Source organism: Petrotoga sp. 8T1HF07.NaAc.6.1 (assembly GCF_016772115.1).
Lineage (GTDB): Bacteria > Thermotogota > Thermotogae > Petrotogales > Petrotogaceae > Petrotoga > Petrotoga mobilis.
Genome location: NZ_AUPG01000031.1, coordinates 1 through 2,915 on the forward strand (window position 1 = coordinate 1; position 2,915 = coordinate 2,915).

A 2,915-nucleotide genomic window follows, 5' to 3' on the forward strand; every position below is an offset into this window, starting at 1 on the left:
TATATAAAAAATATATAATATATTTTTTTTTCATTTTGTAGGTTGAAATAAAAAAGCCAGACAATTATAGGTCTGAGCCCTTTATGATCCTGTTGAAGACTTGATAGACTTAGGGGCTTAAGAGCTTTTTATCTATTCCCGCCCACCAACCCCTTAAGGATTTCTTTTTTTATGAGGCCCATTGCCCATAGAGGATTTATTTTTTTGATTTTTTTGCAGATACTACTAATGGAAGGAAAAAATTCTTTGAAATGCTGAGGTAATTTTGTGATTGTTTTTAATCTCCTTAAGGCAAGAAGTCGCTTATTTCTTTGGATGGAGTATGAATTCTTGCCATCCATTTGGGATCATAATTAATTGTCCTCGAAATAGGGTAATGGCTAGATAGTAATTATTGTCTTTGAACTTGATTTACTTTTTGTTATTTGAATGTTGTATAATTTATCCATAAGAAGATTTATTTCTTTGAATTCCCTTCGGAGTGAAGGCAAATATGAGGAGATGGTAAACAATGAAAAATATTTTATCAGTTGTTCTTACAACTGTTATGTTCATAAGCATGTTGGCAGTGGGCGTCTTTGCTGTCGAGCCGACGTATTCTTCCCAGCAGGCTAAAAACTTAGTATCAGAGATCTCAGGTATTGATGCGGCAAAGTTTAATGCCGACCTGAGTTATCGGTACGATGTACCATCTGAGGCTTGGAATATTCACTATTGGGATCAAGAAATAAATGTCAATGCTATGGTGGATGCCTCCACCGGTGAGTTGGTGAGCTATAGGTACTACAAAAACTATTATCCGGGCAGCGAAGATAGCAATGTGCCAAACTACACAAGGGATGAGCTCAAAGACAATGCTTTAAACTTCATAAAGAGATACGCACCCGACAAGTATGACCAGATAGACAAAGCCCCTGATTTTCAATATGGTTTTTATTATTATAAAGGCGGGCAGACAAATTATACCTATCATTTCAAGAGAAACGTTGAACAGCTAAGTGGTATCAACGACGGGATAGATATCAACCAAGGGATAGATATAAGTATTGATGCCACAACCGGAAAGGTATCAAATTATTACATTAACTGGACAGACATATCTAAGGTTGACATCGATGGGTTACTGAGCGAAGATGAAGCTTTAGAGAAAATGGATCAAATAATGGGTACCTTCCTTGTTCAGAAGGATATATGGAGAGAGTACTCCCCTCCCGAAAATAAGCTCTTGTATGCTCCGGCCAAGAGCGCTGGCTTATATCCTTTGCCAATGGGGATTGATGCTAGAACGGGGGAGCCCGTAAACTACACCGGTCAGACTTTTGAGATGGGCGAAAGGGAAGAGTATAAGGTAACCAATGTAAATAAAATGTCTTCCCTGGGGAAAATGGATGAAAAGAAAGCAAAGGATTTTGTGGAGGAATATCTGAAGAGCATGGGTAATGACCCAGAAAAATTCAATCTAAATATCAGTATAAATGAAAACTATAACGATCAAAATATAAACGTATATAATATTTTTGCTAATCATGGGGATAAAGATAGCAACATCACTTTTAACTCAGTAATTGAGATGGAGACAGGGAAGATAATAAGCCTTAATTATGGCAAAGGGTTAAATCAGCCGACTTTCCCTGATACCGATAATGGCATAGGAATAGAAAAGGCAGTGGAAATTGCAAAGGATTATTTATCCAAGGTAAATCTTCCTTTTGAAAACATGTTAGTTATGTCTGGCAAAGATTACAACTACACAGTAAACTTCATCATGTATCAGGAGGGAGTCTTATACCCCGTTAATACGGTTAATGTCAATGTTGATAACGAGGGTAAAGTAATTCGATTTAATATTAATTACAGTGACATCGAGAAGATCGATACTACTGGAATTATTACCATTGAAGAAGCCGAAGTAAAGCTGTCTCAGTATCAAAAACTTCAGCTCTCCTTTGCTTTACCGAGAGATCAGTATACAGGAGATCCTGTGGGGGAACCGATTCCTGTTTATCAACTCTCCGATATCAACGGCTTTGGGATAGACGCCAAGACGGGTGAGTTTGTAGGATATGGTGAATCAACCTTGCCTATGCCAGGAGGAAAGTTCGACCCTTATACTGGAGTAATCGGAGATAAGAATGAGAAGATCTTAAAGATTTTCATTGATACGGGTATTATGCCTCAACCGGTACCAGAGATTAGTGAAAATGTGACGGTAGGCCAGGCTGCATTAATACTTACTAAGGCATTTATTCCAAATTATTATTCAACGCCAGAGCCCAGAACAGAGGAAGGGGCTGTAGAAACCACGCCTGAAGGGATCGCCTTGAAGTCATTAATGAAACAAGGTGTGATAAAAGAGGATGTAAAACCATCCGATGCCGTTACAAGAGCCCAGATTGCCCTATGGCTTTCGAGAGCTGCGGGTTATGGTAAACTTGTAGACTCGGATATATGCTTTATATTACCGGCAAAAGATATCAATGACCTTGATAAGGAAGCTAAAAACAGCATAGCGATAGTAACTGCGTTAGAGGTAATGGATGTAAAAGATGGAGAATTCAAACCCTATGATTTGCTGACATTCTCTGATTTCTGCGCTATAGTATATAATGCCATGAAAAACATGTAGCTAAAATCGGGAAGGAGGTAGATAAATTAATTAATCTACCTCCTACCCCATTATTTCAACAACTCTTTTAGCTCTTCTATGGTTATTTCAAATATGTTGTCAATTATTTGGTTTATTCTTCTTTCTTCAGCTTCTTTTATCTTTTCTTTCATCTCTTGTGTAAATTCTTTTCCAAATCGTTTATTTAATAACTTTATAGCTACTTCCCTTCTTTCTTCAAGTTTCCCTTCTCTTTCTCCTTCTAATTTACCTTCGTTTCTCAACTTTTCAGCTATCGTCATAACTATCT

General features: G+C 37.5%; 1 protein-coding gene and 1 pseudogene. One reads left to right on the forward strand and one right to left on the reverse strand.

Translation table 11 applies throughout. From position 1 onward, the window contains the following. The first annotated feature begins 511 nt into the window (after positions 1-511). Complete coding sequence (locus NAAC61_RS10420) at positions 512-2,626, forward strand: YcdB/YcdC domain-containing protein (protein WP_202695994.1); 2,115 nt, start codon at positions 512-514, stop codon at positions 2,624-2,626. A 50-nt stretch (positions 2,627-2,676) separates the two neighbouring features. On the opposite strand, the pseudogene NAAC61_RS10425 reads toward NAAC61_RS10420, so the two are convergent. Beyond that, positions 2,677-2,915, reverse strand: a pseudogene (locus NAAC61_RS10425) (Rpn family recombination-promoting nuclease/putative transposase); the annotation flags it as partial.